Genomic DNA, 21376 nt, shown 5'->3' with positions numbered 1-21376 from the left:
TGCCGAACCCGTTCCGCCACGGCGCCCGGCCGGGCCGATGCCGCCGTGGCCGCGCCGGGGGTCGTGGTGGTCCTCGACGCCCCGGAGGCGCGGCGGTTGCTCGGCGTGGCCCGGACCCGATCACCCGACGCCCGCGCTTACTACGACCAGCAACGCACCCGCAGCGGCAGGCAGCGAACAGCCTTACATCAATGTGCCACCTGCCTTGCCGACTCAAGCCCACTCAAGGCCAGTCCCGCAAGACGCACGGCTGCCGCTGGACAGCCCGACGCTCATCACTTCGGGCCACATCGAGCCGCAGGGCTCCCGATCTGAGCCCTGCAGGCTAGCACGTCCGGCCACCGCGCCCTACACCGCATGGCAGTGCCCTCGCCCGGTCCAATCAGCGCGGCTTGCGCTCAGTAAGCGCTTCGACACGACTAGGTCATCTTGGTTGTGGCCCTCGATTTGACATTGCCGCACCTCAGCCGTTGGCGATTGGCGCATGATAGCTGATCAACATCGATTAATGTAACCGTAAGCAACAGAGTGACGTCTCATTGTGACTATCATCTCACTCGACTGGGCGTTATCGATGGCCCACGATGTTGGGCACAGGATGATCCTCTAGCCGACCGAGTCGATAACCAACCGCGCTGCCCGAATCGCCGAGCACGCCGAATGCGACGCCCGTGGCGTTAGCAGCACCCAAACAACAGGCGCGATCAACCCGAACGCCATGCGTAGGACGTAGGCAGACGCGAGGCTTAGCCGATTTGATCAACCCCCGGGAGGACCGGTTCATGGACGGCTTGTCCGTTTTCGAGCACTTGGGTGGCCAATTAACACGCTTGTGCGATGTGGCTGGACTTGATCCGGATGCACCAATGGACCTGCTGAGGGACCTTCTCGGTCCCGTCGGACCGCGTCGATTGTCCGAGCCGCCCGCGTGGCCGTCGGACGTCGCTGACGATCACACGCCCGTCGAGTTCTCGATCGCATACAACGAGGGAGAGCCTCCCTCGCTGAGGATTCTTGGTGAGACGATCGGCTCACCACCCGGCGTGCTGACGAACCTGTCCGCCTCATATGAATTTCTCCGCACGCAGGCTGATCGGTTCGGCCTGTCCACGTCCCGCTTGGAGCAGGTCCAAGATCTCTTCGACACGGAGCACCCCCAGGGGGAGTTCGCCCTGTGGTGGTCGCTGGTGTTTCGCAGCGGCCGGCGGCCCGAGCTCAAGGTGTACTTCAATCCTGAGGTCAAGGGCGTCGAGCGCGCACCGGAGCTGGTGGCCGAGGCGTTGCACCGGCTCGGGCTGCACAAGGCGTACCGGGCCATGCTGGACCATGCTGTCCGGCCAGGCGAGCTGGGCCAGGGTGATCGGCTGACGTTCTTCGCGCTGGACCTGCACGACGGGCCGCACGCCCGCGTGAAGCTCTACGTCACCCATCACGACACCGAGGTTGAGGACGCGGTCCGGGCAGCCGGCGCGGTCGACGGCGTCGACCTGAAGGCGCTCGCCGAGTTTTGCACGGTCGCCAGAGGCGGCCCCCGCCCTTTCGATGGCCGCCCGCTTGTGGGCAGCTACACCCTCACGGAGGGCGTCGACACGCCGGTTGGCTACAGCGTGTATGTACCTATCAGAAGCTACGTCCACGACGACGAGGAAGCCCGGGACCGGGTGGTGGCGTTGCTCGCCCGGCACGGGTTCGACAGCTCAGCGTTCGACCGGGCGGTCACTGCGGTCACGCAGCGGCCGCTTCGCGCCGGCGTCGGGCTGATCGCGCACGTCTCGCTGCGGCTGGGCCCGCCGCGACCAGGTGTGACCGTCTACCTCTCCGCCGAGGCGTACCAGGTGGCTCCGCCGCGTCCACGGCAGGCGCCGGCGATTCGGAGCATCGCGAAGCGCCGGGCCACACAGACCGCCGCCTGAAACCTCTGAGTGCGAGGAGTGCGTTGTGAATACCCACCTGCCGCCGCCATGGCGGATCAAGGTCGTCGAAGAGATTCCCTTCCTGAGCACGGAGGAACGTCGGCTGGCATTAGCCGAAGCCGGCTACAACCCGTTCAACCTTCGCGCCGACCAGATCACCATCGACCTGCTGTCCGACTCGGGCACGGGCGCCACCTCGGCCGCGCAGGAAGCCGCCGCCGCGCTCGGCGACGAGTCCTACGCGGGCGCACGATCGTGGTTCCGGTTCCGCGACGAGGTCGGCGACCTCACCGGGTATCCGCACATCCTGCCGGTTCACCAGGGCCGGGCCGGCGAGCGCATCCTGTTCACCAGCCTGCTCAAACCTGGCCAGATCTGCATCAGCAACACCCACTTCGACACCACCCACGCCAACGTCGAACTGGTCGGCGCCGAGCCTCGGGACCTGCCCTGCCCCGAGGCGGCCGACCTCGACAGCGCGGAACCGTTCAAGGGCAACATCGACCTTGATGCCTTGGAACGGATCCTGACCGGGCCCGAGGGAGGCAAGGTCGGGCTGGTATTGATGACCATCACGAACAACGGCCTCGGTGCGCAGCCGGTGTCGATGGCCAACCTCGAAAAGGTCGGCGAACTGTGCCGGCGCCACAGCGTGCCGTTCTTTCTCGATGCGGCGCGGTTCGCCGAGAACGCCTGGCTGGTACACCAGCGGGACCCGGCGTACAGCGACTGGACGCCGCGGCAGATCGCCACTCGTGCGTTCCAGCTCGCCGACGGATGCCTGGTGAGCCTGAAGAAGGACGGGCTGTCGGCCATCGGCGGATTCATCGGCCTGCGCGACGACGACCTGCACGCCGCGTGCGAGGCGAACCTGATCGCCACCGAGGGGTTCTCCACGTATGGCGGGCTGGCCGGCCACGACCTCGAACGGCTGGCCCAGGGGCTACGGGAGGTGGTCGACCCGGCGTACCTGCGCTCGCGCGCCGAATCCACCGCCCGGCTGGCGCAGATGATCAACGACGCCGGCGTGGACACCGTCCAGCCGGCCGGCATCCATGCCCTGTACCTCAACGCGGGCCGGCTCCTGCCGCACCTGACGCCACAGGAGTTCCCGGGGCATTCCCTCGGCTGCCAGCTGTACCTCGACGGTGGCATCCGCTGCGCCGAGCTGGGGTCGCTCTACCTCGGCGGCATGGACGACAAGCACCGGCTGCTGACCCCCGCGCCGTTCGAGCTGGTGCGGTTGGCAATCCCGCGCCGGGTCTACACCGACAGTCATCTCGAGTACGTGGCCGAGGTGCTCGCCGGCATCGCCAAGGCGCCCGAGCGGGTCCGCGGGTACCGGATCGTCTCGTCGCCGCGTCTGCTACGCCACTTCAAGGTGCGACTGGAGCCACTGGCTGGATAAGTCCTCTCTCCCCTACCCGACTCCAGCTTCTGCACGCCGCCCAAAAACATGATCTCGATTTCCCGAGAAGGGTGCAGCGATGCGCAGAATCCTGATCGTGGGCGCCGGCCAATGCGGCCTGCTGCTCGGCCACGGCCTGCTCCAGGCAGGCAACTACGAAGTGACCATCCTGACGGCGCGAAGCCCCGACGAGATCCGTCGGGCTTCGCCCACCTCCACCCAGGTCATGTTCGGCCCGGCGGTGGCCATCGAACGGCAACTCGGACTCGACCTGTGGGCCGACGAGACGCCGGACATCGCCGGGCTGCACTGGACCGTCGCTCCACCCACCGGCGACCGCCTCGACATCTACGGCGCCCTGGACGCGCCGGCGCGAAGCACCGACCAGCGGGTCAAGATGGCCGGCTGGCTGGAGTTGTTCGAGGAGCGCGGCGGGACCGTCCACACCACGAACATCAGCATCGGCGAGCTCGACGAGATCGCCGAGTCCCGCCGTTACGACCTGATCGTCATCGCCGCCGGCCGCGGCGACCTGACCGCGCTGTTCGACCGGGATCCGTCCCGTTCCCCGTACACCACGCCGCAGCGTGGCCTGGCCGCCGCCTACGTCAACGGCATGGGCCGCGAGCCGAACACCGATCTCTGGCCCAACGTCACGTTCACCGTCATGCCCGGCGCTGGCGAGCTCATCCTCATCCCGGCGCTGACCACGACAGGACTGTGCGACATCCTGTTCTGGGAGGCCGTCCCCGGCGGGCCGCTGGACGTGTTCGGCGACCGCCCCGACCCGGGCGAACACCTGACGCGGGCCGTCGGACTGGTCCGCGAGCACACGCCCTGGCTGTACGAGCGCTGCGCCCACGTCGAGTTGACCGACCCCAGCGCCACCCTGACCGGCCGCTTCACCCCCACCGTGCGGCAACCGATCGGCGAACTGCCCTCCGGCGGCCTCGTCCTGGGAGCCGCCGACGTGGTTGTGACCAACGACCCCGTCGTCGCGCAGGGCGCCAACGCCGCCGCACATTGTGCCGTCGCCTACCTGACCGCGATCCTCGACCGCCGCGACGGCGATCCGTTCGACCGTGACTGGATGCACAGCACCTTCGAGCGGTTCTGGGTGGACACCGCCGCGCAGGTCACCGACCTGAGCAACGGGATGCTCCAGCCGCCACCCGAACACGTCCAGCGCATCCTGGGCACGGCGGCGCAGCACCCGGAGGTGGCCAGTCGCCTCGCCAACGGGTTCGCCGACCCGAACCGGCTCATCGACTGGTTCATGACACCCGACGGCGCCGACCGCTACCTCAGCGAGGTCGCGGCCCGTACGCCGATCGACACCAGCCGCTAGTGCGATGCCCGGCCGGCCCGCGGCGGGCCGGGCACGCCGGGCCGTCGATCAACCGACCGGCATGCGTGCCATCGCATGCCGGATCAGCGTGATCAATGCCTGCTTGCTGGAGGCCCGATCCCTGGCATCGCACCACAAGAGTGGAACGGAGGCGTCCAGCTCCAGGGCCGCACGAATTTCCTCCGCGGTGTACAGGCACTCGCCGTAGAACCGGTTGACGGCGGCGACGAACGGGATGCCTCGCCGCTCGAAGTAGTCGATGGCGGGAAAGCTGGTGCCGAGCCTTCTGGTGTCGACCAGCACGATCGCACCGACCGCACCCTGCGCGAGCTCGTCCCACATGAACCAGAATCGGTCCTGTCCCGGTGTGCCGAACAGATACAGCACGACATCGGGGCTGATGGTGATGCGCCCGAAGTCCAGGGCAACCGTGGTGTTCGTCTTACCCTCCACGCCCGTCACGTCATCGACGCCGACACTGGCCTGGGTAAGGACTTCCTCCGTGGTCAACGGCGGAATCTCGCTGACCGATCCGACCAAGGTGGTCTTGCCGGTGCCGAAGCCGCCCGCCACAACGACCTTGACCGATTTGCGATCCACGTGTATCAGTCCCTTTGCCTAGATTCGTTCGAGACCGGCGAGAACCTCTTGCAGCACCCAAAGATCCGCGATCTGCTCCTGGGCCGGAGATCCGACGCCTAGATACCCTTGATCGAGGAGCACATCGACCATCACTTTCATAATGGCGAGCGGGAGATGCAAATACGCCGAAAGCTCGGCAATGGACATCCAATTCACACACCGACTGACGATCTCCTCGTACTCCGGCTCCAGCCGTTGCCCACGAGGCAGGATGGCGATGACCTGGGTCGCCAAGTCCAGGTTGGTGTTCCGCGGACTTGTCTGCCCATTGACAAGGATGTAGAGGGGGACGAGCCGCCCTGCCTCCGCCGGGTCATCGCCGTCCCAAACGTCATACGCCATGGCCCGTGCCAGGTTGACCGTTGACGGACAGCGCGGCCGGGCGTGCTTCGGTGCCGAGATACTCGCCGATGCGGGTCACCAGGCGCCGCACCTCATAGGCGACCGTTCCCATGTCGACACTCGGCTCACACAGCACAGCCAGGCGAGCGTGCTGGCCGGCGGCGGCAAGGAACAGGATGTGATTGTGATATTCGATGACGATCTGATCCACCAGCCCGCTGCCGATACGCCGGCCCGTTCCCGCCGCGACGCTGTACATCGAAGATGAACCGGCGGCCAGGATTTCCGCGGTTTCCTGCGCCAACAACGTGGATTTCTGAACGATCAGCCCGTCGGTGGACACCACCACGGCAAAGGCAACATGCGGGACCTCGACAAGACCGTCCAGCATCCAGGCCAGATCATTATGCTGTGTTGAGTGGTTCACACTATCCCGCCTTGATCAGCTCTCGTAAGTGTGTCGTTGTTGCTCGCAGCAAGCCCATCGGCCCGTCCCCGTTGGTACCGCGCATACCGATCCCGAGAATCCTCCGGCGACCTCGTGGACGGCGTTTCATCCTGCGGGCCCGTTACCGGCGGCTCGTCATCGCGCAGCTCGGGCACCAGGTGCTGTTGCGGCTGGCGGTGCGGTAGCACCGGCCGGTCAGCGCCTTTCGGTGCGGGCGAGTCGGTGCCGACCACGGGCGCCACGGCGGAATGCCGGGGAACGCCGGCGCTGCCGTTGAGTCGATGGTCGTTCATCATGCCGCCCGCAGGGTCGGGTCGTCCGCTTGCGCCGACGTTGGTATCGCGCACACCCAGTACTGATCCGTTCGAGGCCGTCGCAGCCGCGGCGGCGGGGCGCACATCGTAGCGAGGGACCTCGTCCAGCGGAGAGGCCGAAGCCGATGCCGGAAGTGCGCCGGCGTTCACCAACTCCAGGTCGGGCACGCCGACTTCGAGAGGCTGGCTGAGGTCGCCGAGCTCCTGGGCGAGCACCCGCTCGGGCAGGAGCACGATCGCCAGCAGCCCACCATATGCCGATTTGCGGAGCCCGACCTGCACACCCTCACGCTTGGCCAGCTCGGCCACCACGTACAGGCCGACCTGTTTGCCGCCCTCCAGCTCGGTCACATCCGGCGTGGGCGCGGTCGCCAGCAGCACATTGGCGCGCTCCACGGCCTCGTGCGTCATGCCGACGCCGGCGTCCTCGATTTCCACCGCGACGCCGTGTCGCACCTGGACGCACGTGACCCAGACCGTTGTCGTCGGCGGGGAGAAGGCGAGCGCGTTGTCCAGCAATTCGGCCAGGAGGTGGATGGTTCCGGCGACCGCCGGACCCGCCAGCGCCACGTCCGGTGCGCTGCGCAGCGAGACTCGCTGGTACTGGTGCGTTTCCGCGAATGCCGCCAGCAACGCCCGGCGCAGCGGCACCGGATTCTTGAACCGCCGGCCGATCTGCCCACCGGCCAGGATGACGAGGTTTTCCAGGAAGCGCCGCGTCTGGTTGAGCTGGTGGTTGACGTCGAACAGCTGCGTGAGCAGTTTCTCGTCGCCGATCCGGCTCTCCAGGTCCTCAATGATCATGAGGCCGCGCTGCAGCGGACGCTGCGGGCGGCGAGCGACGCCCATCAGCATCTCGGTGCTGGCAGCCCGGGTCCTCGCCTCGTCGATGGCGGCACCCGCCGCGGCCCGCATCGACCGGTTGATGACGTCGGCGACCTGGCCGATCTCGTCGGCTCCGTAGTCCCGTGCCGGAAGCTCGACCTCGAGGTCAACCGGTTCCCGCCGACGCAGCCGGTTCATCATGGCCGGCAGCCGCTGATCGACCGTCTCCGTAGCCTCCCTGCCCAGCCGGGCCAAGCGGACGGACAGCCCCTGGTCCACGAGGACCTGCGACCGACGGACCGACCACAGGATCGCGCCGGCGGCGATCGCCAGTGCGATCAGACTTCCCAATGACGCGACGAGCAGCTGATTGTTACCGGTGCTCAGCGTCCGGGCCGAAACCTGATCGGCCTGCAGGATGGTCAAGTTGATCAGTTCGTCGGAGACCTGGCGGGTGAGCGCCTGCCAACGGGCCAGGTCAACGGACAGCGCGCGAGGCACGCCATTGCGCCACGGCCCATTGGCGATGACCGAGTTCTCCGCGGCGATCAACTGCTTCCACGCGTCGCCCGCGATGAGGCTCTCATACCGTTGACGTACGTCTGGCTCCATGTGCGGCTCGACGGTGGTCAGGCCGAAATGGTAGGAGCCCGCCAGGCTCACGAATTCGAGATGATCCTGATCGTTGAGCGCGCGAGCGCCGAACGCGGCCTCAATCATCGATCCGGCCCGGGACATCAGGTCGCTGGCCCGCCACACCTCGGTCGCCGCGATGCCGCCCTTGGTCGCCGTGGCATCGGGCACCATCCGGGCCTGAGTGTCGAAAAGGGCGGTCGCGGCGTCGAGCAGCTCGTTGTAGAAATCGTACGCGGGCTGTACGCCCCCCGACCTGGAGTCCACCGTGGTTCGAACACCTGGAAGCCGGTCCAGGTAGTCCGCCACCGCCTTCCATCGCGTCTGGATGGACTGCGGAGCGCTCGCCATCCCCGCATCGGCGACGGTGCGTAGCTCGGACAGTCGCTCATCAGTCTGCTGCCGCTGCTTGAGCAGCTCCTGCGTGTCTTTCGAGGGCTGGCTGAGGAAGGCGACGGTCAGCCGCCGCTCCTGCTGGATCGACGCCAGGGCGGAAACCGCCGGAATCGACACCTGGCGGACGCCGCTGGCGACCTCCCGGTTGTAGAAGCCCTCAAAGACCAGGTATCCCGACGCCACGAGCCAAAGGATCACGGCGACGGCACTGGGTATCAGGACCAGCCTGATGACCTGACGCTTGATGGACTGCTGCCGGCCACCCGAACGGCTCGGCGCCGTCGACTGATCGTGCTTATCCGAACCAAGTTGTTTGCTCACGGGGTCGGCCTGCTTTCGCGCCAACTCGAATCCAATCATGGGCAGCCCAAAGAAGCCGGCGGGCGACAACTGCTGGCCAACGCCGATGCGAGTGCAAACCCTACCGGTGTCTCTCCGCTCGCACTACCCGGCATTCTGCCGCACACCTCACCCATGGCTTTTGCACTGGTCAGCGTGAATTCGTCCGCGAGCTGTCGCCGCGGACCCTACCGACTTGGTGATCTCCAGCCCACACTGTCAACTACGGTCTTCTGAAGACCCGGCGCCAACCCGGCGTCGGCGTGCCAACGGTCCTCATCTCCAGCCGCCTTGCGGCGCAGCACACTGCGGGAGTGTCGTGAACACACGGGAGCAACACCTGGTCGAGCTGGTCGGCACTGATGGCACCCCGATCGGCGAAACCACCGTCGACCAGGCGCACCGCGCGCCCGGCCAGCTGCACCGCGCCTTCTCCGTGCTGCTGGTCTCCCCCGACGGGAAGCTGCTGCTGCAGCAGCGGGCCGCGGTGAAGACCCGGTTCCCGCTGCGGTGGGCCAACGCCTGCTGCGGCCACCCGGGTCCGGGCGAGGCGGTGGTCGAGGCCGCCGGCCGCCGGCTCGTGGAAGAGCTCGGCGTGACGGCCGTGCCCCTGCGTGAGGTCGGCGTATATGTCTACCAAGCGGGCGACCCGGACACCGGGCGGATCGAATTCGAATACGACCATGTGCTCGTCGGCGACTACTCCGGCAACCCGGCGGACGTGGACCCCGGCGAGGTGGCGGCCGTCGAGTGGGTCGACCCCGCCGAGCTGGAGCAACTGATCGCGCGGTTCCCTCACTCGTACGCGCCATGGCTGGCGGGGGTCCTCGAGGCTTGGCGGGCGGCCGCGCAGTGAGCCGCCGCACATTCTGCTGACGTTGGGAGACGATGTCGGTATGGCATTTTCGTTACCGATTCCCGCTGAGGCGAACGCGCTGCTGGATCGTGATGCGCTGGCACTGGTGACGGGTCTCACACTTGATCAGCAGATCACGTTGGAGAAGGCGTTCACATCGCCGTGGGTGCTGGCGGAGCGGCTCGGCCACGAGCCGACCGCGCAGGAGCTCGCCGACTTCGACCCGCAGGCGCTGGTGGAGGTCTTCGCGACGCCGCCGGCGTTGCACCGCTTCCCGAAGGCGATGGCGGCTCGGGTTCAGGAGGTCTGCCGGGTGATCGTCGACCGCTACGACGGCGACCCCGCCGGGATCTGGGCCGGCGTCACAGACGGCGCGGAGCTGCTGCGGCGGGTGCTGGAGTTGCCGGGATTCGGCAAGCAGAAGGCGCAGATCTTCGTGGCCCTCCTGGGCAAGCAGTGCGGGGTGCGGCCCGAGGGCTGGCGGGAGGCCGCCGGGGGGTACGGCGAGGAGGGCTCGTTCCGGTCAGTTGCCGACATCGTGGACCAGGATTCGCTGGTCAAGGTGCGCGAGTACAAGAAGCAGGTCAAGGCGGAGGCGAAGGCGGCCAAGAGCTGAGGAGCGGGGGCGCACGAACCCGCTGCTGGAGGCCGCCGTCGAGTCCGCCCCCGCCCTAGCCGGGCAGCGGCGCGCCGGTCTCCAGCACGGTCTTGAGGCCGCTGACGATCCGCGACCACGCGTCGTCGCGCTCCGGGTCGGGCCACGGGTCGAGGTCGTCGCAGGTCAGCGCGGCACGGGTGAGCGCCGGCTCGACGGGGGCGAGATCCCAGGTGAGCCAGCAGTGGGCCTCCTGCTCCGCACCGACCCCCGTGTAGAGGTTGTGGATCAGCTGTACACCGGGTATCACATGGATGATCTCGCCGTGCAGGGCGTCGGGGACGGGCCCCTGCGTGGTGCGGAAGACGATCGGGGCGCCCGGGCACCAGCGCGACTCGACGGCGAGGCCGAGGTAGTACCGGCGGGTCTGCGCCGGCTCGGTGAGGGCCTGCCAGACCCGGTCGGGGGTGGCGGCGATGTAGAGCGTGAACGTCCGGGTTCTCATGCTGCAGAATCCTCCGGGCCGGACTTGCCGGCGACTTGAGCGCGGCTTGGTTCGCCGCGGGACGAGGAGCGCACACCGTGGAGGAGCTGATCACCGAGCTGGAGGCGCAGGAGGAGCGGCTGCAGTTCGACCGGTTCGACAACGACGACGCATGGGCGCTGGGCAGCATGCTGGTGGAGGCGGCGCGGGAGCGCGCGCTGGCGATCACGATCGACGTGCGCCGCGGCGGGCAGCAGCTGTTCCACGCCGCGCTGCCGGGCACGACGCCGGACAACGACCGCTGGATCGAGCGCAAGATCCGGGTGGTGGAGCGGATGCACGCCTCGTCGTTCCTCGTCGGGCGGCGGCTGGCGGCGAAGGGCGCGGCGTTCGACGCCGGATACGGGGTCGACCCCGCGCAGTACGCGGCCCATGGCGGCGCGTTCCCGATCCGTGTCCGCAATGTGGGCGTTGTCGGCGTCGTCACAGTGTCGGGTCTGCCGCAGGCGGACGATCACGCGCTGGTCGTCGAGGTGCTCAGTCGCTTCCTCGGCCCCCTGTCATGATGCCGACAAGCGCGCGGCACGGCCAGGCCTCAGCATCCCGCATGTGAATACACGAATCGCGTTACCCGTCGCCGTCTCGGGCATGCTTCTGGCGACCGTCCTGGCCGGCTGTTCCGACGACACGCCGGCCGATACCGCAGCGGCCGCCACCACCGCTGCCGCCGCGCCGTCCAGCGTGGCGGCCGAGGCGAGCAGCGCGGCGCCGGGCGACGCCTCGTCCTCGGTGAAGGCCGGGTCGAGCGCGGCGTCGGCCGGCTGCCCGGTCACCGTGGCCACGCTCGAGAAGGCGTTCCGGGCCAACGTCAAGGTCGCCTCGGCGATCGTGCTGGGCAAGGGGCTCAAGGACGTCAGTTGCTACGGCGGCTGGGCCACCGCGGTCACCCAGCCGACCAACCTCGAGCCGGCGGTGGTGCTGTTCAAGTACGACGCCGCGAAGAAGAGCTGGGCCGCGCTCGTCGGCGGCACCGACGGCGTCTGCCGGGACACCGTGCCCGCGGATGCCGCGACACACCTCAAGGGTTGCCAGAACTAGTCGATCGGCTGTCGTAAATTGCCGGGGTGAGATACACACTCCTCGCTGTCTTCGCCGGAGCGGCCGCCACCCTTGCGGCCTGCTCCGGCGGCTCAACCGGACCCACCAAGCCCCCCGCCGTCCCCACCCCCGATCAGCAGTCCCTGGCCCCGCAGACCGGCCCGGCGCCGCTCAAGCCCGGCGCGAGCCCGCAGGCCGGCTGCCCGGTCGACGCGGCCGGCCTCGAAAAGACCCTCGTCGCCGACGCCCAGCTCGCCGCGGCCGTGCAACTCGGCAAGGGCCTCACGGACATCAGCTGCGTGCAGGACTACGCCACCGCCCGCACCGAAGGCGACCGCGCGACGGTGCTGTTCCACTACGACAGCACCCAGCAGCTGTGGGTCGCGCTCGCCGGCGGCACCGCCAACGCGTGCGACAAGGCGCCCCAGGACATCCGCAAACAGCTCAAGAACTGCGGCTGAGCGCTGGTACAAATTCCCGCTTTATGGTCATATAGAGCATGGAGCGTGAAGTACTGCTCCGGCTCCTCGCCGAGGAGCCGGGAGCGGCCTTTCAGGCGTGCCGCGCCGCGATTCGGGCCGGCGCTGAATACGTTGTCTGGGACGACACCCTGCCCGCCGACCAGCTCGCGCGCAGCTACTCCCGCCGGGCGCAGCACATGGCGAAGATCGGCAACCCCATGCTCGGCGGCGCCGAGGCGATCGAGCAGCTGCAGACCTCGGGCAACCGGCCACTGCGCATCGGCGAGGCGAAGGTGGCCAACCCGCCGACCCACTTCCAGCTGTTCCTGACCGCCGACGCGTCCCGGGTCGTGGCCTGCATAGGCATCGATCAACGCTGAAGTACCAGGATGTCAGGGTGGACGCACTGCTGGACGGCACCGCACTGGCATTGCTTCGCGAGGCGCTGGCCTCGGCGGGGTACACCTCGGAAGGCATCAAGGCCCACCTCGGCGAGGAGGCCGCGGCGGCGTGCGCGCGCAACGACTTCCGCGCCGCGCTGCGCATCACCGAGGCACAGGGCGACCGGCTCGCCACGCTGATCCGGCTCTTCGTCTGCGGGCAGACCGAGCCGCCGGACCGGGTCGCGACGGCGCTCGCGCCGCTGCCGCTGGAGTCCGCGCGGCCGCTGCTGGAGCCCGACGGCAACGGCCTGCGCGCGGCGCTGGAGCTCGAGCCGTACGGCGACTGGTGGGTCGTCGCCGACCTCTCCGCCGGAATGCGCCCCGGCCGTCCGCTGCCCGGCGACCACGTGCTCGGCATCGGCGGCGCCTCCACCACCCTCGCCGCCGCGACCCTGCGCCGCCCGGTCGGCACCGCGCTGGACCTGGGCACCGGCTGCGGCGTGCAGGCCCTGCACCTGTCCACGCACGCGGGGCGGGTCACCGCCACCGACGTGCTGCCCCGGGCGCTGCGGTTCGCGGCCACCACCGCCGCCCTCAACGGCCTGGACTGGGAGCTGCTGGAGGGCGACCTGACCCGGCCGGTCGAGGGCCGCCGCTTCGACCTGGTCGTGAGCAACCCGCCGTTCGTCGCCGGGCCGGGGACGACCGCGCACACGTACCGCGACTCCGGCCGCCCCGGCGACGCCGTCTGCGCGGAGCTGGTCGCCGCCGCGCCGGGCCTGCTCGCCGAGGGCGGGCACATGCAGTTCCTGGCCAACTGGCTGCACGTGGCCGGCGAGGACTGGCGGGACCGGGTCAACGAGTGGCTCGCCGGCACCGGCCTGGACGCCTGGGTCATCCAGCGCGAGATCTCCGATCCCCTCGCGTACGTCAACCTGTGGCTCGCCGACGCCTCCGAGGACCCGGCGCGCCAGCCGGCCCTCGCCGCAGCCTGGCTGGACTGGTTCGACGCCCAGCAGGTGGACGCGGTCGGCTTCGGCCTGATCACGCTGCGCGCCGCCGGCCACGACGACCCGACCGTGCGCATCGAGGACCTCCGCCAGGGCGTCGAGGGCCCCCTGGGTCCGCTCATCGGCGACTGGTTCGACCGGCAGGACTTCCTGCGTCACGGCGACCTGCTGCGCACCCGGCTGGTCGCCGCGCCCGGCCTGCGGCTGCGGCAGGAGGCCGGCCTGGGCGCGGAGGGCTGGGAGGTCGAGCGGCAGCTGCTGGTGCTGCCGGACGGCCTGCGGTGGGTCGAGGAGGTGGACCCGGTGGCCCTGGCGCTCATCGGCGCGTGCGACGGGTCGGTGACCCTGCGGGATCAGGTGGACGTGCTGGCGGCGGCCCATGAGGTACCGCCGGAGGTCCTCGCCGACGTGGCGGTGCCCCTGGTGGCCCACCTCGTCGAACGCGGCATTCTGCTCCCGGCAGAGTCCCCCGCAGAGTCCACCTGATGCGCGCCCTGGTCCAGACGGTCAGCCGGGCCAGCGTGACCGTCGACGGCGCGGTGGTCGGCGCGATCGAGGACGGACTGCTGGTGCTCGTCGGGGTGACCCATTCGGACACTCCCGAAATTTCCGGAACGCTCGCCCGAAAGGTGCACGAGCTGCGCATCCTCGACGACGAGCAATCGGCGGCCGACACCGGGGCGCCGCTGCTCGTTGTCTCGCAGTTCACCCTCTACGGCGACGCGCGCAAGGGGCGACGGCCCACCTGGATCGCCGCAGCCCGGCCCGAGGTCGCCGAGCCGCTGATCGAGGAGTTCTGCAAGGCGCTCCGCGACCGGGGCGCAACCGTCGAAACCGGGCGATTTCGCACCCACATGCTCGTCGAAAGTGTGAACGTCGGACCGCGCACCGTGCTGCTGGAGGTCTGAGACTCACGGTTTCGTGCCACGGCTCCGCCGCCTCACCGCCACTTCACGCCCGCTCAGCGAAGCTACTTCTCGCAGGAATGATCGCGCCACTTGTCAAACCACGGGAGGCGAGCGAAAGTGGCCCAGCCGCTGAGTGACACCACGGAGTTCAACGCCGTCGACGTTGAGGCCGACGAACAGCACGAGCAGGAACACGGCGCGCTCGACAACACGGGCGTCTCAGCGGATCTGGTTCGCGCATACCTCAACACGATCGGCCGCACCAAGCTGCTGACGGCCGAGCAGGAGGTCGACCTCTCGAAGAAGATCGAGGCCGGCCTGTACGCCGAGGAGAAGCTCTCCGCCGGCATGGTGCACCCGGCGTGGATGAACACCTACGAGATCGTGGTCCGCGAGGGGCGCGCCGCCAAGGCCCACCTGCTGGAGGCCAACCTCCGGCTGGTCGTGAGCATCGCCAAGCGGTACACCGGCCGCGGCATGGCCTTCCTGGACCTCATCCAGGAGGGCAACCTCGGCCTCATCCGCGCCGTGGAGAAGTTCGACTACACCAAGGGCTACAAGTTCTCCACCTACGCCACCTGGTGGATCCGCCAGGCCATCACCCGCGCCATGGCCGACCAGGCCCGCACCATCCGCATCCCGGTGCACATGGTCGAGCAGGTCAACCGCATGGTCCGGGTCCGCCGCGACCTGTCCGCGACGCTGGGCCGCGAGCCCGTCGTCGCCGAGGTCGCCGCCGCGCTGGGCGTCGAGGAGTACCAGGTCATCGAGCTGATCTCGTACGACCGCGAGCCGGTCAGCCTCGACCAGGCCGTCGGCGAGGACGGCGAGAGCGCGCTGGGCGACTTCGTGGCCCGCATCGACCCGAGCGAGGAGCCGGCCGACAGCGTCTCGCAGGGCATGCTGCGCTCCGAGGTCGAGATCGTCCTGTCCACCCTGTCGCAGCGCGAGCAGGCGGTCATCCGCCTGCGCTTCGGCCTCGACGACGGCCGGCAGCGCACGCTGGACGAGGTGGGCCGCGAGTTCGGCCTGTCGCGCGAGCGCATCCGCCAGATCGAGAAGGTGACCCTGCTGAAGCTGCGCCACCCGTCGCGGGCGAAGCGCCTCGAGGCGTACGCCTCCTGATCCCGCACACGCGAAGTTGGCCGCCCTACGGGGCGGCCTTTTGCTGTGTGGCTGTTCCTTGCCGCGCCGGTTCGCCATGATCAGAGGCGGCGGGGGCCGCTGTCGGGGCGGGGCTGGTGCGGGGCGAAGTCGGCGCTCGCGTGCAGGACGGCCAGGCCGGTCGGGCGGGCCAGGACCGGGTTCAGGGTCAGCGACGACAGGGACGGCTGCTCGTCGACCAGGCGACCGATGCGCAGCAGCAGGTCGGCCAGGGCGTCCAGGTCGACGGGGGCGGCGCCGCGGTAGCCGGTCAGCAGCGGGGCGGCGCGCGGGGCGCGGACCAGGGCGGCGGCGTCGCGGTCGGTGAGCGGGACGGGGCGCCAGGCGCGGTCGCCCAGCAGGTCGGCGGCCTCGCCGCCGAGGCCGAAGCCGACGACGGGGCCGAACGAGGGGTCGTCGACGACCTCGACCACGCACGCCACGCCGGGGGCGACCATCGGCTGGACGACGACCTCGACGCCCAGGCCGAAGAGGCGCTCGAGCTCCAGGTACGCCTCCGCGACGAGGGCCGGCGAGGTGAGGTTGAGGCGTACCGCGCCCAGGTCGATGCGGTGCCGCCAGGGTTTGGTGGCGACCTTGAGGGCGACCGGGAAGCCGACCTCGGCGGCCACGTCGGCGACCCGGTCGCCGGCGGCCCAGCGGGACGGTACGACGGGGATCCCGTACGCGGCCAGGAGCTCGTCGGCCTCGCCGCGGTCGCCGGCGCCGGCCGCGGCCAGGCGGGCGGCGATCTCGGTGCCGCGGGGGGCGTCCACGCCGGGGAGGGCGGGCACGGCGCCGACCGGCTCGCGGCGCCACGCGGCGTAGCGGGCGACCCGGCCCAGGGCGCGGACCGCCTCCTCGATGGCGGGGTACATCGCCAGGGCGGGCGGGTCGTCGTCGCCGTAGGCGGGTGCGACCGCGAACGACGGGTCGGCCGGCATCACCACGGCGAGGGGGCGCGGGGCGGCTGCGGTGGAGACCCGTAGCAGCTCCGCGACGCCGAGCGTGTCGCCCTCGGCGAGGGCGGGCGCGTACGCGGCCACGACGGCGTCCACGCGCTCGTCGTCGAGGGCGGCGTGCACGGCCCGGACGAAGTCGACGTCGGACACGGTGGGGCCGAGGTCGCGCGGGTACCCCTCGGCGACGCGCAGCCCGGCCGCTGGGGCCTTGGCCACGGTGAGCACGCCGAGGGCGGCGGCGTTGGTGACGACGGCGATACGCTCCCCGGTCGGCAGCGGGTGCCCGGCGATGAGCAGGCCCACGTCGAAGAGCTCGGCGACGGTGTCCACGCGGATCACGCCCGAGCTGGCGAACAGCGCGGCCACGCCGCGGGCGTCGGGGCCGACGGTCACCGCGTCCAGCGCCGGCGGGCGGACGGGGCTGGCGACCGCGGCGACCGGCTTGCGGCGGGCCAGCTCGCGGGCGATCCGGGCGAACTTGCGCGGGTTGCCGAAGGTCTCCAGGTAGAGCAGCACGGCGTCGGTGTGCGGGTCCTCCCGCCAGTACTGCAGCGCGTCGTTGCCGGACACGTCGGCGCGGTTGCCGGCGGAGACGAACGCGGACAGGCCCAGGCCCCGGCGGTCGGCCTCGGCAAGCAGTGCGGTGCCCAGCGCCGCTGACTGGCTGAAGAACCCGACCCGGCCGGCGCGGGGCAGCAGCGGCGCCAGCGTCGCGTTGAGCCGCACGCCCGGGTCCGTGTTGGCGATGCCGAGGCAGTTCGGGCCGACCAGGCGCATGCCGTGGTCCCGCACCGCGCGCAGCAGCGCGGCCTGGGCCTCGGCGCCGGCCGGGCCGGACTCGGCGAAGCCGGCCGAGACGACGACGAGGCCGTGCACGCCCGCCGCGGCGCAGTCGGCGACGACCGCGGGCACCGCGTCGGCGGGGACGGCGACGACGGCGAGGTCGATTCCCGCGGTACCGCTGAGGGATGTCACGGCGGGAAGACCACCGACCACCCCGGCGGACGGATGGACCGGGACCAGACTGCCGGCGAAGCCGGCGCCCCTGAGGTGCGACAGCAGCGCCGCGCCGATGCCGGAGCCGTCCGCGCGGGCCCCGTAGACGGCGACGCCGCCCGGGTTGAGCAGCCGCGCGATCGAGCGGGCCTCGGCGCGCTGCTCGCGGGACCGCTGCACGCGCATCGAGTCGGGGGTGGCCGCGATCGGGAACCACAGGTGCACGACCCCGTCGGCGAACTCGCGCTCGATGTGGAAGCCGGCCGCCATGAACACGCGCAGCATCGCCTGGTTCACTGGCAGTACGTCGGCCTCGAACTCGGTGATGCCCTCGTCACCGGCCGCGGCGACCAGGTGCTCGATGAGCACCGAGCCGATGCCCCGGCCCTGGTGCGCGTCCTCCACCACGAACGCGACCTCGGCCTGGTGGGAGCCGGCGCCGAGGCGCTCGTAGCGGCCGACCGCGATCAGCTCGCCCGCGTGCTCGACCACGAACGCCTCGCGGTCGTGGTGGTCGACGTTGACGAACCGCTCCAGGTCGCGCTGCGGAATCCGGGGGTACGCCGAGAAGTACCGCAGATATCTGGTCCGCTCGGAGAAGCGGGAGTGCAGCGCGACGATCCGATCCGCGTCGCCAGGGCGGATCGGTCGCAAGTGGACGGTGGTCCCGTCGGAGAGCAGCACGTCGGCCGCCCGGTCCGAAACGTCGTTCACCCGCCTAGTTTCCCACCCGGTTGGGTTACGGTGTCTCGCATGATGCTCACCCCGGCGGATGTGCAGGCCCTGCGGTTCGCCAAGGCGCCGTTCGGCAAGCGCGGATACGACGAGGACGAGGTCGACCAGTTCGTCGACGTGGTCGCGCAGACGCTGATCGCGCTGCACGACGAGATCACGGCGCTGCGGGGGGTCGCGGACGAGGCCCCGTACGGCACGTCGAAGGCGGCCGAGACGGAGATGCTCGCCGAGCTGGACCGGATCAAGCAGCGCCTCGCCCGCCTCGAGGAAGCGGTGCAACGCTAGGGCCTCGTTCCAGGGGATCAGTCGCGCGGGTCGTGCGGGTCGAGGCCGAAGAACGGGAACACGGCCCGCCGGGTCGCCATGACGGCGCGGTCCACGGCGTCCGGGGACTCGCCCGGCACCCACGGCGTCCACGTCGCGTCGCCGCCGTCGGTCATCGTGGTCGGCAGCGGGTGCTCCGGGCGCCGGGCCGTGGCCAGGTCCTGCCACTCCTGCGGGATCGGCAGCCCCGGGTCGAGCGGCTCCCCGGTCATCACCGCCAGCAGGTGCGTCCAGGCCCGCGGCACACACTCGACCAGCGCATACCCGCCGCCCCCGCTCGCCACCCACTTCCCGCCCGCGACCTCGGCGGCGAGGTCGCGCAGGGCCAGGTACGCGGCGCGCTGGCCGTCGATGGTGAGCCACAGGTTGGCGAGCGGGTCGTGACGGTACGTGTCGGCGCCGCACTGCGTGAAGAGCAGCTGCGGGCGGAAGGCGCGCAGGACCCCCGGTACCACGGCATGGAACGCGCGCAGCCAGCCCGCGTCGCCGGTGCCGGGCGGGAGGGCCACGTTGACCGCGGAGCCGGGCGCGCCCGGGCCGCCGGTCTCGTCCGGGTACCCGGTGCCGGGGAACAGCGTGCGCGGCGACTCGTGCAGGCTGATCGTGAGCACGCGGGGGTCGTCGTAGAACGCGTCCTGGACGCCGTCGCCGTGGTGCACGTCCACGTCGACGTACGCGACCCGCTCGGCGCCGAGCTCGAGGACGCGCTTGATCGCCACGGCCGGGTCGTTGTACACGCAGAAGCCCGACGCCCGGTCGTGCATCGCGTGGTGCAGGCCGCCCGAGATGCTCACCGCACGGTCGGCCTGCCCGAGCCACACCGCCTCGGCCGCCCGCCGGGTCGCGCCGGCGATCAGGGCGCTGGCCTCGTGCATGCCCTCGAACGTCGGGTTGTCCGTGGTACCGAGGCCCATGATGCTGATCCGCCGGCCCGTCGAGGCCGCCTTGACCACGGCGATGTAGTCGCGGTCGTGGACGGTGGCGAGCATCTCGTCGGTCGCCGGCTCGGCCCGCTCCAGCACGACGCCGGGCCGGTCCAGCACGCCGAGGCCGCGGGCGAGCGCCATGGTCAGCTCCACCCGCACGGGGTCGAGGGGATGATCGCCCATGTCGTACCGCAGGAGCCGCTCGTCCCACACCACCAGCGTGCTCATGCCGAGACCTCCGCTTCGCTCCGGCAGCGGCATGAGTTGCACCTGCATTCCTGATGAGCGGCCACTCCGCTGCGCTCCGTACCGCTCATGTGTTGTCACCCTTCGCGACGGTGCGGCCGGGATCGGTGATCCAGTGGCTCCAGGAGCCCACGTACAGGGCGGCGGGCACGCCCCGCTCGTGCAGCGCGAGCACGAGCTGCGCGGCGGTGACGCCGGAACCGCAGTAGGCGCCGATGCGATCCCCGGCGATGTCCGGCGGGCGCAGCAGCCCGCGCTCGTCGACCGTCTCGGCGGCGGGGATGTTGCGCGCGGCGGGGATGTGGCCGGCGACGGGATCGACCGGCTCGATCTCTCCGCGGTACCGCTGCGGGATCCTCGCGTCCAGCAGGACGTTGCGCGGGTCGGACGCCTCGGCCTCGGTCCACACCGGCATCCCGCCGGGCGTGACCGTGACATCGCCCAGGGCCGGCTCGACGGGGTCGGTGGTCACGGGCCGGCCGTCGGCCACCCACGCCGCGTAGCCGCCGTCGAGCACCCGCACGTCGTCGATGCCCGCCCAGCGAAGCGTCCACCAGGCTCGGGCCGCGGCACCGGTAGGATTGGGGCCGCCTGCGTCGTACACCACCACCGGGTGACCGGCGCGGACCCCAAGTCTCCGCAGCGCGGCCTCCAGCGCGGCGGGATCGGGCAGTGGATGGCGCCCACCGGCGCCCGGCTGCCCACAGAGGTCTTCGTCGAGGTCGGCGAAGACCGCGCCAGGCAGATGTCCGGCCGCGTAAGCGGCTCGGCCGTCTTTCGCAAGGGTCCAGCGCACATCGAGAACAGTCGGCGGTTGGGCGGACCGCACCAGCTCGGCGAGCACGGACACGTTCAAGATCGCCCGGTTGGCTGTCACGCTCCAATCTTGTCGTACGCAGCGAGTACCATCGCGTACCGGGAGGGCAAGGCAGTGAACGACCTGGTTGACACCACCGAGATGTACTTGAAGACGATCCTCGAGCTCGAGGAGGAGGGCGTCGTCCCGAAGCGCGCCCGGATCGCCGAACGGTTGCACCAGAGCGGACCCACCGTCAGCCAGACCGTCGCCCGCATGGAGCGCGACGGCCTGCTCATCGTCGAGGGCGACCGCCACCTGGCGCTCACCGACCAGGGCCGCGAGCACGCGGTCGCTGTCATGCGCAAGCACCGCCTCGCCGAGCTGCTCCTCGTCAACGTGATCGGGCTGCCCTACGAGGAGGCCCACGAGGAGGCGTGCCGCTGGGAGCACGTCATGAGCGACGCCGTGGAGCAGCGGGTCTACGACCTGCTCGGGCGGCCGACCCGCTCGCCCTACGGCAACCCGATCCCGGGGCTGGAGGGCCTGCTGGGCAGCGGGGCGACCGACAAGGCCGCCGATCGGGAGCGCAACCTCGCCTTCCCGGGGCTGGCCGGCGCGGTCGTGGTGAGCCGCATCTGCGAGTCGGTCCAGACGGACGCCGACGTGCTGCGGCAGCTGCACACGGCCGGGATCGACCCAGGGGCGACCGTGACGGTCGCCCAGGAGCGGGACGGGGTCAGCATCGATCGCGAAGGGGAGCGGATTCGGCTTCCCCGGGAGGTTGCGTCGCGGGTGTTCGTCGCGGCGGCGTGACGGTCGCCTGCGGATCGTGGGTCCGGGGG

Annotated in this window: 22 protein-coding genes; 14 read left to right on the top strand and 8 right to left on the bottom strand. The window is 70.4% G+C overall.

Annotated features, from left to right (window positions below):
• Nucleotides 1–782: 782 nt before the first annotated feature.
• From ACGFI8_RS02585 to ACGFI8_RS02575, 3 genes are all read left to right on the top strand, one after another.
• On the top strand, nucleotides 783–1913 hold the full coding sequence (locus ACGFI8_RS02585) for a tryptophan dimethylallyltransferase family protein (RefSeq protein WP_392798857.1): 1131 nt from the start codon (nucleotides 783–785) through the stop codon (nucleotides 1911–1913).
• A 25-nt stretch (nucleotides 1914–1938) separates the two neighbouring features.
• On the top strand, nucleotides 1939–3321 hold the full coding sequence (locus ACGFI8_RS02580; RefSeq protein ID WP_392798855.1) for a tryptophanase: 1383 nt from the start codon (nucleotides 1939–1941) through the stop codon (nucleotides 3319–3321).
• A 79-nt stretch (nucleotides 3322–3400) separates the two neighbouring features.
• Nucleotides 3401–4669 carry a styrene monooxygenase/indole monooxygenase family protein gene (locus tag ACGFI8_RS02575; RefSeq protein WP_392798854.1) on the top strand — a complete coding sequence of 423 codons (1269 nt, stop codon included), beginning with the start codon at nucleotides 3401–3403 and terminating at the stop codon, nucleotides 4667–4669.
• A gap of 48 nt (nucleotides 4670–4717) precedes the next feature.
• Here the strand turns inward: ACGFI8_RS02575 and ACGFI8_RS02570 are convergent, their stop codons facing one another.
• Genes ACGFI8_RS02570 through ACGFI8_RS02555 form a run of 4 tightly spaced genes read right to left on the bottom strand, consistent with a single transcriptional unit; the run spans nucleotide 4718 to nucleotide 8590 of the window.
• Nucleotides 4718–5269, bottom strand: a complete 552-nt coding sequence (locus ACGFI8_RS02570) for an ATP/GTP-binding protein (RefSeq protein WP_392798852.1) — start codon at nucleotides 5267–5269, stop codon at nucleotides 4718–4720.
• 18 nt (nucleotides 5270–5287) lie between these two features.
• Nucleotides 5288–5653, bottom strand: coding sequence for a DUF742 domain-containing protein (locus ACGFI8_RS02565; protein ID WP_392798849.1), 366 nt, complete (start codon nucleotides 5651–5653; stop codon nucleotides 5288–5290).
• On the bottom strand, nucleotides 5643–6080 hold the full coding sequence (locus tag ACGFI8_RS02560) for a roadblock/LC7 domain-containing protein (RefSeq protein ID WP_392798846.1): 438 nt from the start codon (nucleotides 6078–6080) through the stop codon (nucleotides 5643–5645). The genes ACGFI8_RS02565 and ACGFI8_RS02560 overlap by 11 nt, the downstream gene beginning before the upstream one ends.
• Nucleotides 6077–8590: a nitrate- and nitrite sensing domain-containing protein gene (locus ACGFI8_RS02555; RefSeq protein ID WP_392798843.1), complete on the bottom strand. Its 2514-nt coding sequence runs from the start codon at nucleotides 8588–8590 to the stop codon at nucleotides 6077–6079. Before ACGFI8_RS02555 ends, ACGFI8_RS02560 begins: the two co-directional genes overlap by 4 nt.
• A 337-nt stretch (nucleotides 8591–8927) precedes the next feature.
• On the opposite strand from ACGFI8_RS02555, the gene idi reads away from it, so the two are divergent.
• Together idi and ACGFI8_RS02545 are read left to right on the top strand one after the other, a co-directional pair.
• Nucleotides 8928–9464: an isopentenyl-diphosphate Delta-isomerase gene (gene idi, locus ACGFI8_RS02550; RefSeq protein ID WP_392798840.1), complete on the top strand. Its 537-nt coding sequence runs from the start codon at nucleotides 8928–8930 to the stop codon at nucleotides 9462–9464.
• Between the two features lie 40 nt (nucleotides 9465–9504).
• On the top strand, nucleotides 9505–10080 hold the full coding sequence (locus ACGFI8_RS02545) for an HhH-GPD-type base excision DNA repair protein (protein ID WP_392798837.1): 576 nt from the start codon (nucleotides 9505–9507) through the stop codon (nucleotides 10078–10080).
• Nucleotides 10081–10135: 55 nt separating this feature from the next.
• On the opposite strand, the gene ACGFI8_RS02540 is transcribed toward ACGFI8_RS02545, so the two are convergent.
• Nucleotides 10136–10564, bottom strand: a complete 429-nt coding sequence (locus ACGFI8_RS02540; RefSeq protein ID WP_392798834.1) for an SRPBCC domain-containing protein — start codon at nucleotides 10562–10564, stop codon at nucleotides 10136–10138.
• A gap of 77 nt (nucleotides 10565–10641) precedes the next feature.
• Here ACGFI8_RS02540 and ACGFI8_RS02535 point away from each other — a divergent pair, with 77 nt between their 5' ends.
• The 7 genes from ACGFI8_RS02535 to sigB all read left to right on the top strand — a co-directional run bounded on the left by ACGFI8_RS02535 (nucleotide 10642) and on the right by sigB (nucleotide 15528).
• Nucleotides 10642–11109 (top strand): heme-degrading domain-containing protein, encoded by a 468-nt coding sequence (locus ACGFI8_RS02535; protein ID WP_392798832.1) that lies wholly within the window; start codon nucleotides 10642–10644, stop codon nucleotides 11107–11109.
• Nucleotides 11110–11152: 43 nt separating this feature from the next.
• Complete coding sequence (locus tag ACGFI8_RS02530) at nucleotides 11153–11641, top strand: hypothetical protein (protein ID WP_392798829.1); 489 nt, start codon at nucleotides 11153–11155, stop codon at nucleotides 11639–11641.
• Between the two features lie 26 nt (nucleotides 11642–11667).
• The gene (locus ACGFI8_RS02525; RefSeq protein ID WP_392798826.1) at nucleotides 11668–12102 is read left to right on the top strand and encodes a hypothetical protein; all 435 of its coding nucleotides are present in this window, start codon (nucleotides 11668–11670) and stop codon (nucleotides 12100–12102) included.
• Between the two features lie 38 nt (nucleotides 12103–12140).
• Nucleotides 12141–12482, top strand: a complete 342-nt coding sequence (locus ACGFI8_RS02520; protein ID WP_392798823.1) for a hypothetical protein — start codon at nucleotides 12141–12143, stop codon at nucleotides 12480–12482.
• 17 nt (nucleotides 12483–12499) lie between these two features.
• The gene (locus tag ACGFI8_RS02515) at nucleotides 12500–13981 is read left to right on the top strand and encodes a methyltransferase (RefSeq protein ID WP_392798820.1); all 1482 of its coding nucleotides are present in this window, start codon (nucleotides 12500–12502) and stop codon (nucleotides 13979–13981) included.
• Nucleotides 13981–14403: a D-aminoacyl-tRNA deacylase gene (gene dtd, locus ACGFI8_RS02510; protein WP_392798817.1), complete on the top strand. Its 423-nt coding sequence runs from the start codon at nucleotides 13981–13983 to the stop codon at nucleotides 14401–14403. The genes ACGFI8_RS02515 and dtd overlap by 1 nt, the downstream gene beginning before the upstream one ends.
• A 117-nt stretch (nucleotides 14404–14520) precedes the next feature.
• Nucleotides 14521–15528 carry an RNA polymerase sigma factor SigB gene (sigB, locus tag ACGFI8_RS02505; protein ID WP_392798815.1) on the top strand — a complete coding sequence of 336 codons (1008 nt, stop codon included), beginning with the start codon at nucleotides 14521–14523 and terminating at the stop codon, nucleotides 15526–15528.
• Nucleotides 15529–15608: 80 nt separating this feature from the next.
• On the opposite strand, the gene ACGFI8_RS02500 is transcribed toward sigB, so the two are convergent.
• Nucleotides 15609–18218, bottom strand: a complete 2610-nt coding sequence (locus ACGFI8_RS02500; RefSeq protein WP_392798812.1) for a GNAT family N-acetyltransferase — start codon at nucleotides 18216–18218, stop codon at nucleotides 15609–15611.
• Between the two features lie 39 nt (nucleotides 18219–18257).
• On the opposite strand from ACGFI8_RS02500, the gene ACGFI8_RS02495 reads away from it, so the two are divergent.
• Nucleotides 18258–18524: a DivIVA domain-containing protein gene (locus tag ACGFI8_RS02495; RefSeq protein WP_392798809.1), complete on the top strand. Its 267-nt coding sequence runs from the start codon at nucleotides 18258–18260 to the stop codon at nucleotides 18522–18524.
• Nucleotides 18525–18541: 17 nt separating this feature from the next.
• Here the strand turns inward: ACGFI8_RS02495 and ACGFI8_RS02490 are convergent, their stop codons facing one another.
• Together ACGFI8_RS02490 and ACGFI8_RS02485 are read right to left on the bottom strand one after the other, a co-directional pair.
• The gene (locus tag ACGFI8_RS02490; RefSeq protein WP_392798806.1) at nucleotides 18542–19717 is read right to left on the bottom strand and encodes an acetoin utilization protein AcuC; all 1176 of its coding nucleotides are present in this window, start codon (nucleotides 19715–19717) and stop codon (nucleotides 18542–18544) included.
• An 85-nt stretch (nucleotides 19718–19802) separates the two neighbouring features.
• Nucleotides 19803–20612 carry a sulfurtransferase gene (locus tag ACGFI8_RS02485; protein ID WP_392798803.1) on the bottom strand — a complete coding sequence of 270 codons (810 nt, stop codon included), beginning with the start codon at nucleotides 20610–20612 and terminating at the stop codon, nucleotides 19803–19805.
• Nucleotides 20613–20666: 54 nt separating this feature from the next.
• Here ACGFI8_RS02485 and ACGFI8_RS02480 point away from each other — a divergent pair, with 54 nt between their 5' ends.
• Nucleotides 20667–21347, top strand: a complete 681-nt coding sequence (locus ACGFI8_RS02480) for a metal-dependent transcriptional regulator (RefSeq protein WP_392798800.1) — start codon at nucleotides 20667–20669, stop codon at nucleotides 21345–21347.
• Nucleotides 21348–21376: the final 29 nt, after the last annotated feature.

Source organism: Dactylosporangium sp. NPDC048998 (assembly GCF_043197855.1).
Classification (GTDB): domain Bacteria; phylum Actinomycetota; class Actinomycetes; order Mycobacteriales; family Micromonosporaceae; genus Dactylosporangium.
This window is presented reverse-complemented; position numbering and strand designations above follow the sequence as displayed.

Coding starts and splice junctions, on each gene's coding strand:
- ACGFI8_RS02585 (WP_392798857.1), top strand. CDS start 783: ATGGACGGCTTGTCCGTTTTCGAGCACTTGGGTGGCCAATTAACACGC.
- ACGFI8_RS02575 (WP_392798854.1), top strand. CDS start 3,401: ATGCGCAGAATCCTGATCGTGGGCGCCGGCCAATGCGGCCTGCTGCTC.
- ACGFI8_RS02565 (WP_392798849.1), bottom strand. CDS start 5,653: ATGGCGTATGACGTTTGGGACGGCGATGACCCGGCGGAGGCAGGGCGG.
- ACGFI8_RS02545 (WP_392798837.1), top strand. CDS start 9,505: ATGGCATTTTCGTTACCGATTCCCGCTGAGGCGAACGCGCTGCTGGAT.
- ACGFI8_RS02540 (WP_392798834.1), bottom strand. CDS start 10,564: ATGAGAACCCGGACGTTCACGCTCTACATCGCCGCCACCCCCGACCGG.
- ACGFI8_RS02520 (WP_392798823.1), top strand. CDS start 12,141: ATGGAGCGTGAAGTACTGCTCCGGCTCCTCGCCGAGGAGCCGGGAGCG.
- dtd (WP_392798817.1), top strand. CDS start 13,981: ATGCGCGCCCTGGTCCAGACGGTCAGCCGGGCCAGCGTGACCGTCGAC.
- ACGFI8_RS02495 (WP_392798809.1), top strand. CDS start 18,258: ATGATGCTCACCCCGGCGGATGTGCAGGCCCTGCGGTTCGCCAAGGCG.
- ACGFI8_RS02490 (WP_392798806.1), bottom strand. CDS start 19,717: ATGAGCACGCTGGTGGTGTGGGACGAGCGGCTCCTGCGGTACGACATG.